Source organism: Rhodococcus sp. PvR099, from assembly GCF_017833315.1.
In the GTDB taxonomy this organism is placed as follows: Bacteria; Actinomycetota; Actinomycetes; order Mycobacteriales; family Mycobacteriaceae; genus Rhodococcus_G; species Rhodococcus_G oryzae.
This window is the reverse complement of the sequence record NZ_JAFIBV010000001.1, coordinates 1,339,283-1,355,475: the sequence shown is the minus strand read 5'-3', so window position 1 is coordinate 1,355,475 and position 16,193 is coordinate 1,339,283. Positions and strand designations below refer to the sequence as shown.

Below are 16,193 nucleotides of genomic sequence, written 5' to 3'. Positions count from 1 at the left end.
GATATCACTTCGATAGCAAAGGTGGGACATGGAGCGTCGGGCGTTTCGGTTGAACGGGTTCGCGGTGTTGCTGGGGCTGGTGGTGCTCGCGGCGGTGGCCGCGGCGGCGGCTTTCGCGGGCCCCGCAGGGGCGGTGGCGGCGATCGTGCTCGCGGTGGTGGTCGTGCTCCTGGCAACCGGCTTCACGGTGATCAACCCGAACGAGGCCAAGGTCGTCCAGTTCTTCGGCCGCTACGTCGGCTCGGTCGCCGATGCGGGCTTCCAGTGGGTGCTCCCGCTCACCACCAAGCGCCGGGTCACCCTGCGGGTGCGCAACTTCGAGACCTCGAAACTGAAGGTCAACGACGCGGCGGGCAATCCGGTCGAGATCGCCGCCGTGGTCGTCTACAAGGTCGTCGACAGCGGCAAGGCGACCTTCGCGGTCGACGACTACGAGGAGTACGTCGCGATCCAGTCCGAGGCGGCGGTCCGGCACCTGGCCACCACGCATCCCTACGACTCGGACCAGACGCAGGGCACGAGCCTGCGCGACGGCACCGAGGTGGCCGCCGAGCTCACCGCCGAGCTGAGGGACAGAACCGACCTGGCAGGCGTCGAGGTGATCGAGGCCCGCATCACCCACCTCGCGTACGCACCGGAGATCGCGCAGGCGATGCTGGTGCGTCAGCAGGCGGCCCAGGTGGTTGCGGCCCGCACCATGATCGTCGAGGGCGCCGTCGGGATGGTCGGCCTCGCGCTCGATCGCCTCCGCGAGCAGGGCGTCGTCGAGCTCGACGAGGAACGCAAGGCGAACATGGTGTCCAACCTGCTGGTGGTCCTGTGCGGCGACAAGGCCACCCAGCCCGTCGTCAACGCGGGCTCGCTGTACTCCTGATCCCATGGCCGAACGCAAGAAGGTGCTGCTGCGGCTGGACCCCGCCGTCTACGACGCCATCGCCAAGTGGGCGGCCGACGACCTGCGCAGCGTCAACGCGCAACTGGAGTACGCGCTGCGGCGGGCGCTCGACGAGGCCGGCCGCAGGCTCCGCGACCCCGACTGACCCGCGCGAGGTCAGTCGGGCTTGCGGCTGACGAAGATCGCGGTGCCGGGAAAGATCTGGCCGCGCAGCGGGCTCCACTGACCCCATTCGCGGTCCAGCCACTCCGGCCAGTCGGGTTCGACGATGTCGCGCACCTCGAGGCCCGCCGCGACGAGCTCGCGCACCCGGTCGCCGATCGTGCGGTGGTGTTCCACGTAGGTCGGCGTGCCGTCGTCGTCGACCTCCACGTAGGGCGTCCGGTCGAAGTACGGCATCGTGGCGGTCAGGCCCTTCGGCCCGGGGTCGTCGGGAAAGATCCAGCGGATCGGGTGGTTCACCGCGAACACCCACAGCCCGCCGGGCCGCAGCACCCGGGCCACCTCGCGCATCACCAGCGCGGAATCTGCGACGAACGGGACTGCGCCGAAGGCGGAGCAGACGATGTCGAAGCTCTCGTCCGCGAACGGCAGCGACTCCGCGCCCGCCTGGACGAGCGGTACCCGCGGACCGCCCTTGGCCATCGCCTCGAGGCCGCGCGTGAGCATTCCCATCGAGAGGTCCAGCCCGACCGCCCGCGCGCCCTGGCCCGCGAGCCAGCGTGCGCAGGGCGCCGAGCCGCAGCCGACCTCGAGGACGTCCCGGCCGGTCACGTCGCCGAGCAGGCGGACATCGCCCTCGTGCAGGCCCTCCGGGCACCAGACGAACTCGCCCGACGCGGAGTCAACGCCGAGGAAGTCGCCGTGCGTGCGGTGATAGTCGGCGGCGTCGGCATCCCACCAGGCTCGACTCGCGCGCTCGCTGTCGGCGGAATCGAGGCGGTCGCGGCTCACGCCACTGGTCCCGAGGATCGAATTGGCCTCGCCGTGACGGTCGGCCGGATCGGTCGGCGGTGTGATGTCTGTTGCGTCATTCGTCGACCCCGGCATGGGCTCAACAGTAGGGTTTCCCGCCGACGTCGGTGCATCCGGGTTTGCCCAGCTCGCTACAGGTCGCGTACCCTAATCCACGCGAGTGTCTGCCGTACGGTGCCGGATTCGGTATGGCGGTGGGGATTCGTGAGTCCGACAGAACACCATCAACCGACTACCCAACCGTCCGGAGCAACTCAACACATGCCCTCCACAACCGTTACCTCGCCGCAGGTAGCCATCAACGACATTGGCTCCGCCGAGGATTTCCTCGCCGCCATCGATGCCACGATCAAGTACTTCAACGATGGCGACATCGTCGAAGGAACCATCGTCAAGGTCGACCGCGACGAGGTCCTGCTCGACATCGGTTACAAGACCGAAGGCGTCATCCCTTCCCGCGAGCTCTCGATCAAGCACGACGTCGACCCCAATGAGGTCGTTTCCGTCGGCGACGCCGTCGAGGCTCTTGTTCTCACCAAGGAGGACAAGGAAGGTCGACTGATCCTGTCGAAGAAGCGCGCACAGTACGAGCGCGCCTGGGGCACCATCGAGGAGCTCAAGGAGAAGGACGAGGCCGTCAAGGGCACCGTCATCGAGGTCGTCAAGGGCGGCCTGATCCTCGACATCGGCCTCCGTGGCTTCCTGCCCGCGTCGCTGGTCGAGATGCGTCGTGTCCGCGATCTGCAGCCGTACGTCGGCAAGGAGATCGAGGCCAAGATCATCGAGCTCGACAAGAACCGCAACAACGTGGTCCTGTCGCGTCGCGCATGGCTCGAGCAGACCCAGTCCGAGGTCCGCAGCGAGTTCCTGCACCAGCTCCAGAAGGGCCAGGTCCGCAAGGGCGTCGTGTCCTCCATCGTCAACTTCGGTGCCTTCGTGGACCTGGGTGGCGTCGACGGCCTTGTGCACGTCTCCGAGCTGTCCTGGAAGCACATCGATCACCCGTCTGAGGTCGTCGAGGTCGGCAACGAGGTCACCGTCGAGGTCCTCGACGTCGACCTGGACCGCGAGCGTGTCTCCCTCTCGCTCAAGGCGACGCAGGAAGACCCGTGGCGTCAGTTCGCCCGCACCCACGCGATCGGCCAGATCGTGCCCGGCAAGGTCACGAAGCTGGTTCCGTTCGGTGCCTTCGTGCGCGTCGAAGAGGGAATCGAAGGCCTCGTCCACATCTCCGAGCTGGCCGAGCGCCACGTGGAGGTTCCGGACCAGGTCGTCGGCGTCGGCGACGATGCCCTCGTCAAGGTCATCGACATCGACCTCGAGCGTCGTCGTATCTCGCTGTCGCTGAAGCAGGCCAACGAGGATTACAACGCCGAGTTCGATCCGTCCAAGTACGGCATGGCCGACTCGTACGACGAGCAGGGCAACTACATCTTCCCCGAGGGCTTCGATCCCGAGACCAACGAATGGCTCGAGGGCTTCGACAAGCAGCGTGAAGAGTGGGAAGGCCGCTACGCCGAGGCCGAGCGTCGCCACAAGATGCACACCGCTCAGATGGAGAAGACCGCTGCGGACGAGGCCGCCGAGGCTGCCAACGCCGCCGCAGGCTACTCCTCCGAGACCGGTTCGGCCGACGCCGGCGAGTCCGCCGGTGCCGCTCCGGAATCCGCTGGTGGCTCGCTCGCCAGCGATGCGCAGCTCGCCGCTCTCCGCGAGAAGCTGTCCGGCAACGCGTGACACGATGACCCGCTAGCCGGGTCTCACAGAACAACCCCGGTCCGTACAGGACCGGGGTTGTTTTGTCTCTCCGGTCAGGCCCCCGGGCTGGAGACGAGTTCGTCGAGCATGGCGGCCTTCTCCACCAGATCGTGTTCGGTGGGGTTGTCGCCGTCGGGTAGTTCTCGGCGGAGGTCCTCGAGGGTGACGACCACCCACGAGGACCGCTTGGCCACCTCGTCTCCCGAGAGAACCTTGAGCGAACCCTCCTCCAGCACCAGCGTGGGCTGCGAGAGGGAGCTGGCCAACAGCAGTCGCAGATCATCGGCTTTGACAGTCATGTCACCAACGGTAGGACGCCGCCGCGGCAACCGCATTCGAATCTGCGTGCGCATCACAGACGAGTGCCCCCGCCCGAATTCGGGCGGGGGCACTCGTGGAGACGGGGGAGACGGGGGAGTCGGGGGGAGCCCGATCAGCTCACTGCGGCAGGGGCCCAGGCGCTCTGCATCACGGCGGTGCGCTTGCGCATCGTCGCGAAGCTGTGGCGCGCGGGGCTGATCATCTGCGTGAACCAGTTGCGACGGTGCTCGGCCAGAGCGGTGGCGACCTCGGGAATCAGGATGCAATGCACACCGTTGACGATGCCCAGACGGTGCCGACCCTGAAGGATGTAGTGGCTTTGCATGGAATTCCCTTTGTCTCGAGATGGGTGGCCTGGCGCGTCTGTCCGTAGGATACCGAGTCTCGGGTAAACCTGGTGCATTTGGGGCTGGTGTGCTTCGGCGTGTTCAGATGACAGACTGGTATGCGTGCTGAGAATCGGCCTCACCGGAGGTATTGGAGCGGGTAAGTCCACGGTGTCGAGGATCCTGGCGGATCTCGGTGCCGTGGTCGTCGACAGCGACCTGGTGGCCCGCGAGGTGGTGGAACCGGGCACCGAGGGACTGGCCGCGCTGGTCGCGGAGTTCGGTGACTCGATCCTCCGACCCGACGGTCAGTTGGATCGACCGGCCCTTGCGGCCGTGGCGTTCGGGGACGACGAGGCGCGGGCGCGGCTTAACGCGGTGGTCCATCCGCTCGTCGGCAGGCGCACCACCGAACTCGTCGAGTCCGCCGGGGCGGATGCCGTGGTGGTGCAGGACATTCCGCTCCTGGTCGAGGGCCGGATGGGCGCGCTGTTCCACCTCGTGCTGGTGGTCTACGTGGACGCCGAGGAGCGGGTGCGACGCCTGGTCGAGCTGCGCGGTATGCCCGAGCACGACGCCAGGGCACGCCTCGCGGCGCAGGCCACCGACGACCAGCGGCGGGCCGCGGCGGATGTCTGGCTGGACAACAGCGGTCCGCAGGGCGGCCTCGACGCCGAGGTGAAGGCCTTGTGGGACCAGCGACTGGTGCCGTTCGAGGAGAACCTGCGGACCGGAACGGTGGTGCGGGTTCGGCCCGTTCTCGCGCCCGCCGACGCTACCTGGCCGGACCAGGCCCGCCGACTGATCGAGCGCCTTTGGCTGGCCTGCGGTGCCGGCGCCCTGCGGATCGACCACATCGGCTCGACCTCGGTACCCGGCCTGGACGCCAAGGACGTGATCGACGTGCAGATCACCGTCTCGAGCATCGCTGCCGCGGACGCGCTCGCGGGCCCGCTGGCCGCGGCCGGGTTCCCGCGGATCGAGTCGATCACCCACGACGACCCGAAGCCGGACTACGCCATCGGTGGTGAGGCCGACCCGGCGCTGTGGGACAAGCGCACCCACGGCGGCGCCGATCCCGGCAGGCCCGTGGAGATCAGCCTGCGCGTCGACGGCTGGCCGGGCCAGCGCTTCGCGCTCCTGCTGCGCGACTGGCTGCGCGCCGACGCCGCTGCTCGGGCCGAATTCCTCGAGGTCAAGAGGGTTGCGGTCCGCTGGGCCGCCGCCGACGCGCACACGGGCGAGGCCACCGTGACCTATGCCGCGGCGCTCGCGCCGTGGTTCGATCTCGGCTACCAGCGGGCCTGGGAGTGGGCCGAGCGGAGCGGTTGGTCGCCCTCATGAGGGGCATGGTCGGCGCAGGCTGCTCGGCATCCCATCCGGTCAGCGCCAGCTGATCGGCATCCCGACCGAGGCGAGCCAGGCGTCGAGGTCGTGACCGTGCGCGGCGATCCCGTCGGCCGCGGTCACCGCCCGGTGGATCGCCAGCTCGGTCGTCGCGGCGTCGAGCAGGCCTGCCGCATGCGCGGCGATCAGTTCGTCCACGTCCAGTAGCTCGGTGTCGCGCCCGGTCCGTACCACCAGGTCCAGGTAGTGGTCCTCGGATCGCCAGACCCCTGGCGCCGCGGTGAACTCGCCGATGTCGACATAGTGGTTCTGATCCCGTGCGTGAAACGGGTGGTAGTGGAAGATCGACGCGCGTAGGCCCAGGTCCGGCAGCAGCCAGGACTCCAGGTAGTGGAAGTGGGCGTGGTCCGAGGTCCTGGCCATGTACAGGCCCCACGGTTCGAGCCGGTAGTGGTCCACCGGTCGAACGAAGCCCTTCGGATCGGTGTTCGTCTTGTCCGCGAGCGAGAAGGACTCGATCTTCGGGGCGTGCACTTCGCCGTCCATGGCTGTTGAACCTACCCGGCGGGTCTGGCTCCCGACGACGATGCCGGGAGGATGTCGGTGCCCCGGCTTACTCTGGTTCCATGGCTTTCGCATCCGAGCATCCCGTGGTGGCGCACTCCGAGTTCCGGCCGGTCGGCGACATCGAACGGTCCGAGGCCCGGTTCGAGGTGGTGAGCCCGCATCAGCCCGCAGGCGACCAGCCCGCGGCGATCGCGGAACTCGAGCGACGGATCCGGGCGGACGAGAAGAACGTGGTGCTGCTCGGTGCCACCGGCACGGGAAAGTCGGCGACGACGGCCTGGCTGATCGAGAAGCTGCAGCGGCCGACGCTGGTGATGGCGCCGAACAAGACCCTCGCCGCGCAGCTCGCGAACGAGCTACGAGAGATGTTGCCGAACAACGCAGTCGAGTACTTCGTCTCGTACTACGACTACTACCAGCCCGAGGCGTACATCGCGCAGACGGACACCTACATCGAGAAGGACTCGTCGATCAACGACGACGTGGAGCGGCTGCGGCACTCCGCGACTTCGAGCCTGCTCTCGCGTCGTGACGTGGTGGTGGTCGCGTCCGTCTCGTGCATCTACGGTCTCGGCACCCCGCAGTCCTACCTGGACCGGTCGATCCAGCTCGACGTCGGCGTCGAGGTGCCCCGCGATGCGCTGCTGCGCCTGCTGGTCGACGTGCAGTACAACCGCAACGACCTGTCCTTCACCCGCGGTTCGTTCCGGGTGCGCGGGGACACGGTGGAGATCATCCCGTCGTACGAGGAGCTCGCGATCCGCATCGAATTCTTCGGCGACGAGATCGAGGCGCTCTACTACCTTCACCCGCTCACCGGCGACGTGGTCCGCCAGGTCGATTCGCTGAGGATCTTCCCGGCCACCCACTACGTCGCGGGTCCGGAGCGGATGGAGCGCGCGGTCAAGGACATCGAGGCCGAGCTCGAGGAGCGGCTCGCCGACCTGGAGGGGCGGGGCAAGCTGCTCGAGGCGCAGCGGCTGCGGATGCGGACCAACTACGACATCGAGATGATCAAGCAGGTCGGGTTCTGCTCCGGGATCGAGAACTACTCGCGGCACATCGACGGCCGCGGTGCCGGCACCGCGCCCGCCACCCTCATCGACTACTTCCCCGAGGACTTCCTGCTGGTCATCGACGAGTCGCACGTCACCGTTCCGCAGATCGGCGCGATGTACGAGGGCGACATGTCCCGCAAGCGCAACCTCGTCGAGTTCGGGTTCCGGTTGCCCTCGGCGACCGACAACCGTCCTCTCACCTGGGAGGAGTTCACCCAGCGGATCGGGCAGACGGTCTACCTGTCGGCCACCCCGGGCAAGTACGAGCTCGGCCAGGCGGGCGGCGAGTTCGTCGAGCAGGTCATTCGGCCGACCGGGCTGGTGGACCCGCCCTTGGTGGTCAAGCCCACCAAGGGCCAGATCGACGACCTCGTGCACGAGATCAGGGAGCGCACCGACAAGGACGAGCGAGTCCTGGTCACCACCCTCACCAAGAAGATGGCCGAGGACCTGACCGACTACCTGCTGGAACTGGGGATCCGGGTGCGGTACCTGCACTCGGACATCGACACCCTCCGCCGGGTCGAGCTGCTCCGACAGCTGCGGCTGGGGGAGTACGACGTGCTCGTCGGCATCAACCTGCTCCGCGAGGGCCTCGACCTGCCGGAGGTCTCGCTCGTCGCGATCCTGGACGCCGACAAGGAAGGCTTCCTGCGCAGTTCCACCAGCCTGATCCAGACCATCGGCCGCGCGGCCCGCAACGTCTCCGGCCAGGTGCACATGTACGCGGACAAGATCACCGACTCGATGGCCCATGCGATCGAGGAGACCGATCGCCGCCGCGAGAAGCAGATCGCCTACAACCGGGAGATGGGCGTCGACCCGCAGCCCCTGCGCAAGAAGATCGCCGACATCCTCGACCAGGTCTACGAGGAGGCCGATGACACGGCCGCGGGCGTGGACGTCGGCGGGTCGGGGCGAAACGCCAGTCGCGGGCGTCGCGCCCAGGGCGAGGCGGGCCGAGCCGTCAGCGCGGGCGTGTACGAGGGCCGCGACGTGAAGTCGATGCCGCGGGCGGAGCTGGCGGACCTGGTCAAGGAACTGACGGACCAGATGATGAACGCCGCGCGCGAGCTGCAGTTCGAGCTGGCCGGGCGGTTGCGCGACGAGATCCAGGACCTGAAGAAGGAGCTTCGGGGTATGGACGCCGCCGGCGTCTCGTAGAGCGAGCCGGGCGTGGGTCGTTCACCGACCGGACGGCGACGTTCCGCTCGCGCCCGCTACGGTCGAGCACATGGACTCACGGACGGCGGGGCAGGCAGCCCGGACCCTTGATCTGATCCACGGCATGTCGTATTTCGCGCCGGAGGTGAACGAGAGCCTCGTCGCCGCGGGCCTGAGCCCGGGCCGGATGTGCTACTTCGCCGGACGGTCCGCCGCGATGGGCGCGGTCGGGGCCGGGGTGGTTGCGGCGACCTTCTACAACTTCAATCCCGAGGCGATCACGTCGGTGATCCCGGTCGCCTGGACGCAGGCAGGGCCTGCGGCCGTCGTGGAGGCCAGATACCGCGGGGTGGACGCGGCGATGCGGCGCATCTATGGCGTCGAGGCGATCGGCTCGTCGGCGTTCGACGAGGCCGCGGCCTTGGCGGCCACCGCGGCGCGCGCCATCCCGGAGGCGTCCGGTCGGCCGCTCTATGCCGGGCACGCCGAGATCGAGTGGCCGACCGAGCCGCACCTGGTGCTCTGGCACGCCCTGACGCTGCTCCGTGAGTACCGAGGTGACGGACACATCGCCGCCTTGCAGACCGCGGGGCTCTCCGGGATCGAGGCGCTGGTGTCGCACACGGCCACCGGCAACGGGTTCCAGGAGCAGTTCGCCAGGTCGCGCCGCGGCTGGTCCGACGAGCAGTGGCGCGTCGCGGTGGACTCGCTCAGCGACCGGGGTCTGCTCGGGGACGACGGGGAGCTCACCGGCGCCGGCTGGGAGTTGCGCGAATGCGTCGAGGAACTGACCGACGAGATGGCGGTGGCCCCGTGGGCGGCGCTCGGCGAGGACGGCGCGGCGCGCCTGCTCGAACTCGGCACCGATCTGCGCGCGGTCCTGGTGGACCAGGGGGTGTTCCCGGACGGGGTGTACGGGTCCGCGGTCCAGCGCTGACCGCGGCCCGGCGCGGTCAGCTGGTGATGTCCTTGACCGCGAACCGCTGCCAGGCAAACAGTCCGAACACCGCCGCGTACGCCAGCGCCGAGAACGACCCGACCACGATGTCGTGCCAGTCCACCGTCGGTGCAAGGAGTCGGGTCCAGGCGAACGAGAAATGCCCCGGCAGATAGTCGCGCCAGTGCCCGAGCGCGGTGATCTGGTCGAGGATCTGCACGAGGATGGACACCATCACCGTGCCGCCGACCGCGCCGAGCGGGGCGTCGGTGAGCACGGAGAGCAGCAGGGCAAGACCCGCCACCCAGGTCAGGTTCACCGCGATGAACGCCAGCGCGACCAGCAGTCGTCCCACCGCCTCGCCATACCCGAGGGAATCGCCGAACGGGGTCACCAGCGGTCCCGTCCCGTACAAGGCGGTGCCGAGCGTGAGCGCCACCCCGAACAGGATCAGGATCGCCAGCGCGGACAGCGCCGCTGACACGATGGCCTTCTGCTGCAGGAGCCGGCTGCGGGGGACCGGGATGGCGAGCAGGTAGCGCAGCGAGGACCAGGACGCCTCGCTCGCGACGGAATCGCCGAAGAACAACGCCACCACCACGATCAGCAGGAAACCGACCGACATGAACAGGCAGAACACGGTGAAGTTCACCCCGCCCGTGGTGCCGAGTTCGATCAGGTCGACCCCGCCGGATCCAGAGGAGTCCGACCCGCCGATGGCGAACGCGATCGCGAGGATCACGGGCAGCAACGCCAGGAAGCCGAGCGCCAGGTGGGTGCGCCTGCGTTTGAACTGTCGCTTGAGCTCGGTGCGCAGCGGCAGGGTGTGCGTCGCCCGGTATCCGGCCGCCCGGCCGTCGGGATGAGACGGCACGGCTCCGCCGTCGGCCCTGGATGTGACGGCTCCGCCGTCGGTATGGGATGTGACGGCTCCGCCGTCGGCCTGGCTGGTCATGCGTCCTCCCTGTCGTGTTCGCGATGGTCGGAGATGTCCACCAGTCGGAGGAACACGTCCTCGAGGCGGGTCGTCTTCGACAGACCCCTGACCCCGATGCCCGCGCCGACGAGGGTGCGCACCAGCGCCGCCGGGTCGGTTTCGCCGAGATCGACCCGCAGCCGGGGATTCTCACCCTCGATCAGGCGCACGGGCCCGAGCCCGTCGACCGACTCGAGAACCACGGCCGCCCGGGAGGGGTCGTCGACCCGCAGTTCGGTGGCGCCCTCGGCGGAGGTGAGCTCCTCGACGGTGCCGGAACTGATCACCCGGCCGTGGTTCATCACCACCACGTCGGTGCAGGTCTGCTCGACCTCGGCCAGCAGGTGGCTGGAGACGAGGACGGTGCGCCCGGTGCGTGCGTAGTTGATCAGCACCTCCCGCATGGTGCGGATCTGCGGCGGGTCGAGCCCGTTGGTGGGTTCGTCCAGGACCATCAGGTCCGGCAGGCCGAGCATCGCCTGCGCGATCGCGAGCCGCTGACGCATTCCCTGGCTGTAGGAACGGACCTTCCGTTCGATCGCATCGCCGAGATCCGCGATCTCGAGGGCCTCGTCCATGCGCGCCTCACCGGCGGGCCGCCCGGTGGCCTCCCAGTACAGCCGCAGGTTGTCGATGCCGCTCAGATGCGGCAGCAGGCCGGACCCCTCGACGAAGGACCCGAGCCGGGAGAGCACCGGCGCACCAGGGGTGACCCTGTGGCCGAAGACGCGGATCTCGCCCTCGGTCGGCGTGATCAGCCCCATCAACATCCGCAGGGTGGTGGTCTTGCCCGCGCCGTTGGGACCGAGCAGCCCGAGGACCTGGCCGCGGCGGACGGTGAAACTGACCCCGTCGACCGCGCGGAAGCCATTGTCATAGGTCTTGCGCAGGTCGGTGATGACCAGCGGGGTGTCGACGAAGGCGGGGTCGACCTCGGCAGCCACGCGGCGCCGGCGCCGGATCACGCCGATGGTGACCAGGAGGGCAGCCCCGCCGAGGATGCACGCGATCCCGATCAGCGGACCGATCGGCAGCGAACGGCTGGAGCTGGTGGCGGGCACGCTCGGGACCAGGAGGCCGGCGTCGTCGGCGAGGGCCACCGAGAACTGGGCCGGGCTGAGGGGGTTCGCGTAGGCCTGGTCGGTGGTGGTGACGACCACTTCGAGGTGGTGTCCCTGCGGCACCTGGAACGCGATACCGGGCAGGGCCACCGCGATCGGGTGCGGTTCGGGGCCCTCGGGCAGCCGGATCGCGGAGACCGCACCGCCGGGCAGGGTGCGCCTGCCGTCGGGGCTCACGTCGTACAGCTTCGCGAACAGCACGGCGTCCCCCGGCGCGGAGGCGGCGGTGACGATGAGCCGGACCGTGGAGACACCCGTGATCGTGAGCGGGTGGTCGAGCGGTGCGGTGGCGAACGCGGCGGACTGGCCGGGCGGGTCGGCCACCAGAGCCGCCGCGGGCCCGCCGACGGCACTCAGGTTCGACAGCGCCGAGCCGAGGCCGGGCACCGCGGACAGGGCGGCAGGCGCGGCGCCGGGCGGCCGGAGGATGCTCTGCGATGCCGGTCCGGCGAGCGCGAGATCGATGGTCGGGGTCGGCGGCGCGTCCGCGACCAGGCCCGGGTAGTCGGCGGCGGTCATCCGCCGATAGGAGGGACGACCCTGATCGGTCGGAGTGCCAGGGAGCGAGAACACGAACTCCTCGTCCACCTCGCCGGACCCGCGGAGTTGCTCGGACAGGAACCGCGACGTCGCGGACTCGCTGAAGCGGGTGCCCTCGCCCCCGGCGTCGTGCCCACCGGGAAACCAGCGCACCTGGACGGGTGTGCCGGTCGCGGCGATCTGGCGCGCGGTCGCGTCGGACTGGTCGAGTCCGAACAGCGTGTCCTGTTCACCCTGGATCAGCAGCGTGGGCGCGGTGATCGCGCCCGCGACCGCCGCGGGCGAGTGCGCACGGAGCAGGTCCAGCAGTTCCTGGCTCGGTTTCCCGGATTCCGCGGCCGCGGCGTACTCCCGGCAGAACTCCAGCGCGAACCGTCCACAGGGTCCCGGTTCCGGCCGCGGTTCGGCCGCGTCCGCGCCTGCCCCGGATGGGGCCGTGCCCGCGCCCGCGCCGAAGAAGATGCCGGCCCAGCCGCGTTTGAGCACGCCAGGGCCGCCGTACCCGGCCGCGGCGGGCGTCGACGGTGGCGGCGACTCGATCGTGCCGAAGTTCGGAAACAGGGCGTGGCCCAGGTCATTCCACGTGATCGCCGCGGCGATCGCATCGATACGCGAGTCGAGTCCGCCGAGCATCAAGGCCAGTGCGCCGCCATAGGATCCGCCCGCCACGCCGATCTTCGGGTCGCCGGGGCCGTCCTGCTCGACCTCGTTGCGCGCGGCCAGCCAGTCGACGAGGCCGCGAGCGTCCGCCACCTCGCGATCCGGGTCGTTCAACGAGATCTGACCGGTGCTCTGCCCGAAACCCCTGGCGCTGTATGCCAGCACCACGAACCCGTCCTCCGCGAGCGCTCCCGCCTGCGCGGCGACGGAGTCCTTGCTGCCGCCGAACCCGTGCGCGAGGAGTACGGCGGGTGCCGGGGTGTGCTGCGGAAGATACAGGCGGGCATCGATTTTGACCTGATCCGGCTCCGCGGGGCCCGCGGGCATCGTCACCGCGACATCCTCGGTCACCGGCGCGGGCGGCTCGGTGATCGACCTGGTCACGGCGATGGCACCGGCGCCGACGGCAACGAGGGCGACGGCCACGACGATCCGGGTCCTGATTCCCTGCGGCCGGGGGATTCGCATGAGATCTAATGTAGCGATGCGGCGCCGATGTGCGTTGTGCCGCAATTCCCCCTAACCCGATCGCGATCCGGCTAGGGTCTTTCCCAGCGGCCGGGCTGTCCGTGATTCTGCGGCGCTCCGGTCAGACCTGAGCACCTTGGAGGAATGAATGAGCGCCTACCGCACCATCGTCGTCGGAACCGATGGCTCGGATTCGTCCCTGAAGGCAGTGGACAAGGCCGCGTCGCTGGCGTCCGATGCCGGCGCGAAACTGGTCATCGCCTGCGCCTACTACCCGGCGGACCCGAAGGACATCGAGGCAGCGCAGGACAGCCTGCGTGAGGATGCGTACCAGATCACCGGTTCCGCGCCCACCTTCGAGATCCTGCGGACCGCTCGCGAGCGGGCGCACGCGGCCGGCGCGGCCGATATCGTCGAGCGTGCCGTCGTCGGCGCTCCCGTGGACTCGCTGCTCGCGCTCATCGACGAGGTCGAGGCCGACCTGCTGGTGATCGGCAACCGTGGACTGAACACGCTGACCGGGCGTCTGCTCGGATCGGTCCCCTCGGACGCGGCGCGTAAGTCCACCTCCGACGTCCTGATCGTGCACACGGTCCGCTAGTCGCGTCCGAACATCTCCCGCCCCCGCCGGCATCGCCGACGGGGGCGGTTTGTCATTGCGCTCGTGAAAACTATTCGAGTGCAGACAGTTTCGACAGTCCGTCCGGGAGCGGGTGTGCGTGCACGACGCCGAGCCGTTGCGTGGCACGGGTGAGCGCGACGTAGAGATCGTTCATCCCGCGCGGTGACTCGTCCACGATCTGACGGGGCTCCACGATGAGGACCGAGTCGAACTCGAGCCCCTTCGCCTGCCGGACCGAGAGCACGCTCACCGAATCCGAGATCAGGTCGAGGAACTCGTCGACGCCCGACTCGCTGGTCAGGACCGCGACGAGACCGGGCCCGGTCTCCGCGGCGACCATCCGACGGACCTGTTCGGCGACCTCGCCCTCGGGCACCCGCCGTGCCCACGGCCGCGTCCCCGAGTCGCGCACCGAACGCGGCACCGTCTGGTCGGGGTCGATCCGGGCGAGCACGTCCTGCGCGACGTCCATGATCTCGGAGGGCGTGCGGTAGTTCACCGTCAGCTCGGTCAGCTTCCAGCGCCGGGCGACGTACGGCTCGAGCACCGTCTGCCAGGACGAGCTGCCCGCCGGATCGCCCGTCTGGGCGGTGTCGCCGACCAGGGTCATCCATCGATTCGGGATGCGCCGCATCAGCATTCGCCAGGCCATCTCCGAGAGTTCCTGCGCCTCGTCCACGATGACGTGCCCGTAGGTCCAGGTGCGGTCGGCCGCCGCGCGCTCGGCCGCGGTCTGGGACTGCCGCAGGTCCTGACGCTGCGCGAGCTGGCCCGCGTCGATCAGGTCGTACGCCATCAGGATCTCGGGATCCAGCTCGTCCTCGAGGTCCTGCGGGGCCGAGCCGGTGAGGATGTCCAGTGCGCCCTGGGCATCGGCGATCTGGGCCCGCCATTCGCGGTCCGCCCGTTCGCGTTCCGCGGCATCGTCCACGCCGAGCAGTTCGGCGAGCTCGTCGAGCAGGGGAGCGTCGGCCGCGCTGAACCCTGCGACGCCGGTGCGGTGCAGCAATTCGCGCTGCTCGGCGGTGAGTTGGCGTGCCGCCGAGTCCAGCCGCTTCCGGGAACCGAGCAGGTCCGCGAGTACCCGCTGGGGTGTCAGCTGCGGCCACAGCCCGTCGATCGCGGCCATCACCTCGGGGTCGCCGCGCATCTCGTCCCGGATGTCGGCGATGTCGTCGCGGCTGAGCAGGTTCGCCCCGCCAAGCACGTTCGACCCGATCCGGGCCGCATGCTGATCGGCGAGGGCTTCGATCACCGCCGAGACGAAGATCGGCCGGGCGAGGTTGTGTGGGCGCCGTGACGAGCGGGCCCGCCCGCGCGCGCGGGTGACGACCTTGCGATCGAGGGAGATGGGGTAGGAGTCGAACCTCAGCCGGATCGGCTCCTGCGGGGTCTCCTGCCGGTCCCGGACCGCCTGCTTGAGCACCTCGACCATCGCGAGCGAACCCTTGACCTCGCCACACTCGAGCGAATCCTGATGCGTGGCACGCACTCCCGGATAGAGGTCGCCGATGGTGGAGAGCAGCACACCGGTCTCACCGAGCGAGGGGAGCACCTGGCCGATGTAGTCGAGAAAGGTGTCGTTGGGCCCGATGATCAGCACGCCGCTCTTCGCCAGCTGCTGCCGGTAGGTGTAGAGCAAGTACGCCGCGCGGTGCAGTGCCACCGCGGTCTTGCCGGTTCCCGGCCCGCCCTGCACGACCATCACCGACTTGTGCTCGGACCGGATGATCGCGTCCTGCTCCGACTGGATGGTCTCGACGATGTCGTTCATGTGGCCGGTCCTGGCCGCGTTGAGCGCGGTGAGCAGGGCGCTCTCACCCGCCACGCCGTCGGCGCCGTCGAGGGCCCCCGCGCGCTCCGCGGTCGCGAGGTCCAGGTACTCGTCGCCGAGCCCGGTGACCTTCCGGCTGCGGGTCCTGATGTGCCTGCGCCGGGTGACGCCCTCGGGTGCGGCCGGGGTCGCCAGGTAGAACGGCCGGGCCAGCGGCGCCCGCCAGTCCAGCAGCAGGGTCTCGTAGTCGTTGGCCTCGTCGAGGATGCCCACACGGCCGATATAGCGCCGCGCGTCGCCGTCGGGAGCTTCCTCGTCCGGATCCTGCCCGTCGAGGTCGATCCGTCCGAAGCAGAGGCCGTTCTCCGCCGCGTCGTATTTGGCGATGTCCTCGGTGTACATCAGGCTGAACGACTCGCGCTCGCTGCGAGCCTGCGGGGTGCCGCCGGTCTCGAGGAGCACCTTGCGCAGGCGGGTTGCGGCGTAGTCACGCAGCGAATCAAGACGGTCGTACAGCATCGACACGTACTGTTGCTCGCGCTCACGTTCGTCGTGCTGCAGCGCCTCGTCCGGCAAGTGGTCTCCTCGGGCGGTAGGGGAGGGAAAAGTGCCAAGCGAGTCTAGTGGGCGGGTGGCGCAGACGCAGAAGGGTCAGGTCAGAGCGTTGTCCGGCGCGTCACCCGC

General features: G+C 69.2%; 14 protein-coding genes. 7 read left to right on the top strand and 7 right to left on the bottom strand.

Annotation, left to right across the window (positions count from 1 at the left end; translation table 11 throughout):
- The first annotated feature begins 28 nt into the window (after nucleotides 1-28).
- Both JOE46_RS06100 and JOE46_RS06095 read left to right on the top strand, forming a co-directional pair.
- Nucleotides 29-874 carry an SPFH domain-containing protein gene (locus JOE46_RS06100; protein ID WP_097213232.1) on the top strand — a complete coding sequence of 282 codons (846 nt, stop codon included), beginning with the start codon at nucleotides 29-31 and terminating at the stop codon, nucleotides 872-874.
- A 4-nt stretch (nucleotides 875-878) separates the two neighbouring features.
- On the top strand, nucleotides 879-1,040 hold the full coding sequence (locus JOE46_RS06095; protein ID WP_179800654.1) for a hypothetical protein: 162 nt from the start codon (nucleotides 879-881) through the stop codon (nucleotides 1,038-1,040).
- A gap of 11 nt (nucleotides 1,041-1,051) precedes the next feature.
- On the opposite strand, the gene JOE46_RS06090 is transcribed toward JOE46_RS06095, so the two are convergent.
- Nucleotides 1,052-1,945 (bottom strand): class I SAM-dependent methyltransferase, encoded by an 894-nt coding sequence (locus JOE46_RS06090; protein WP_097213233.1) that lies wholly within the window; start codon nucleotides 1,943-1,945, stop codon nucleotides 1,052-1,054.
- A 186-nt stretch (nucleotides 1,946-2,131) separates the two neighbouring features.
- On the opposite strand from JOE46_RS06090, the gene rpsA reads away from it, so the two are divergent.
- Entirely contained in the window at nucleotides 2,132-3,607 is a 1,476-nt protein-coding gene (rpsA, locus tag JOE46_RS06085; RefSeq protein WP_097213234.1) for a 30S ribosomal protein S1, read from the top strand.
- A gap of 74 nt (nucleotides 3,608-3,681) precedes the next feature.
- Here the strand turns inward: rpsA and JOE46_RS06080 are convergent, their stop codons facing one another.
- Both JOE46_RS06080 and JOE46_RS06075 read right to left on the bottom strand, forming a co-directional pair.
- Nucleotides 3,682-3,927, bottom strand: coding sequence for a hypothetical protein (locus tag JOE46_RS06080; RefSeq protein WP_077041818.1), 246 nt, complete (start codon nucleotides 3,925-3,927; stop codon nucleotides 3,682-3,684).
- Nucleotides 3,928-4,061: 134 nt separating this feature from the next.
- The gene (locus tag JOE46_RS06075; RefSeq protein WP_027502000.1) at nucleotides 4,062-4,274 is read right to left on the bottom strand and encodes a hypothetical protein; all 213 of its coding nucleotides are present in this window, start codon (nucleotides 4,272-4,274) and stop codon (nucleotides 4,062-4,064) included.
- Nucleotides 4,275-4,398: 124 nt separating this feature from the next.
- Here JOE46_RS06075 and coaE point away from each other — a divergent pair, with 124 nt between their 5' ends.
- The gene (gene coaE, locus JOE46_RS06070; protein ID WP_097213235.1) at nucleotides 4,399-5,619 is read left to right on the top strand and encodes a dephospho-CoA kinase; all 1,221 of its coding nucleotides are present in this window, start codon (nucleotides 4,399-4,401) and stop codon (nucleotides 5,617-5,619) included.
- Nucleotides 5,620-5,658: 39 nt separating this feature from the next.
- On the opposite strand, the gene JOE46_RS06065 is transcribed toward coaE, so the two are convergent.
- Nucleotides 5,659-6,168: a DUF402 domain-containing protein gene (locus JOE46_RS06065; RefSeq protein ID WP_097213236.1), complete on the bottom strand. Its 510-nt coding sequence runs from the start codon at nucleotides 6,166-6,168 to the stop codon at nucleotides 5,659-5,661.
- Nucleotides 6,169-6,248: 80 nt separating this feature from the next.
- On the opposite strand from JOE46_RS06065, the gene uvrB reads away from it, so the two are divergent.
- Complete coding sequence (gene uvrB / locus JOE46_RS06060) at nucleotides 6,249-8,411, top strand: excinuclease ABC subunit UvrB (RefSeq protein WP_209926548.1); 2,163 nt, start codon at nucleotides 6,249-6,251, stop codon at nucleotides 8,409-8,411.
- A gap of 70 nt (nucleotides 8,412-8,481) precedes the next feature.
- Nucleotides 8,482-9,348 carry a hypothetical protein gene (locus JOE46_RS06055; RefSeq protein WP_097213238.1) on the top strand — a complete coding sequence of 289 codons (867 nt, stop codon included), beginning with the start codon at nucleotides 8,482-8,484 and terminating at the stop codon, nucleotides 9,346-9,348.
- Nucleotides 9,349-9,364: 16 nt separating this feature from the next.
- Here the strand turns inward: JOE46_RS06055 and JOE46_RS06050 are convergent, their stop codons facing one another.
- Nucleotides 9,365-10,303, bottom strand: coding sequence for an ABC transporter permease (locus tag JOE46_RS06050; protein ID WP_245220946.1), 939 nt, complete (start codon nucleotides 10,301-10,303; stop codon nucleotides 9,365-9,367).
- On the bottom strand, nucleotides 10,300-13,113 hold the full coding sequence (locus JOE46_RS06045) for an alpha/beta fold hydrolase (protein ID WP_209926545.1): 2,814 nt from the start codon (nucleotides 13,111-13,113) through the stop codon (nucleotides 10,300-10,302). The genes JOE46_RS06050 and JOE46_RS06045 overlap by 4 nt, the downstream gene beginning before the upstream one ends.
- A 148-nt stretch (nucleotides 13,114-13,261) precedes the next feature.
- Here JOE46_RS06045 and JOE46_RS06040 point away from each other — a divergent pair, with 148 nt between their 5' ends.
- Nucleotides 13,262-13,714 carry a universal stress protein gene (locus JOE46_RS06040; RefSeq protein ID WP_097213240.1) on the top strand — a complete coding sequence of 151 codons (453 nt, stop codon included), beginning with the start codon at nucleotides 13,262-13,264 and terminating at the stop codon, nucleotides 13,712-13,714.
- Between the two features lie 70 nt (nucleotides 13,715-13,784).
- Here JOE46_RS06040 and JOE46_RS06035 read toward each other — a convergent pair whose 3' ends face one another.
- Nucleotides 13,785-16,085, bottom strand: a complete 2,301-nt coding sequence (locus JOE46_RS06035) for an ATP-binding domain-containing protein (protein ID WP_097213241.1) — start codon at nucleotides 16,083-16,085, stop codon at nucleotides 13,785-13,787.
- Nucleotides 16,086-16,193 lie beyond the last annotated feature (108 nt).